Below are 240 nucleotides of genomic sequence, written 5' to 3' on the forward strand. Positions count from 1 at the left end.
GGGCCGGATGGGCGTGGCCCAGTACGTTGACCGCGATGCCGCCGGCGAAGTCGATCAGTTCCCGACCCGACTGATCCCATACTCGGGACCCCGCGCCACGCACAGGAATGAAGGCCGCAGGTGCGTAGTTGGGAACCATCACCTGGTCGAAATCGGCGCGTTGCACCGGAGCTTGCTCAACGGACATCGGAGTCTCCTGAAGAGGAACACCCGCCTGAAACTGGCGAGCGATGGAGGGAT

At 63.8% G+C, this 240-nt stretch carries 1 protein-coding gene; it reads right to left on the minus strand.

Going from position 1 to position 240, the window contains the following annotated elements; all coding sequences use genetic code 11:
- A partial coding sequence (locus SB725_RS33615) for an aminotransferase class III-fold pyridoxal phosphate-dependent enzyme (protein WP_410923748.1) occupies positions 1 to 187 on the minus strand: 187 nt, incomplete at its 3' end.
- Positions 188 to 240 lie beyond the last annotated feature (53 nt).

Source organism: Pseudomonas sp. SIMBA_041 (assembly GCF_046535095.1).
Taxonomy (GTDB): domain Bacteria; phylum Pseudomonadota; class Gammaproteobacteria; order Pseudomonadales; family Pseudomonadaceae; genus Aquipseudomonas; species Aquipseudomonas mucoides.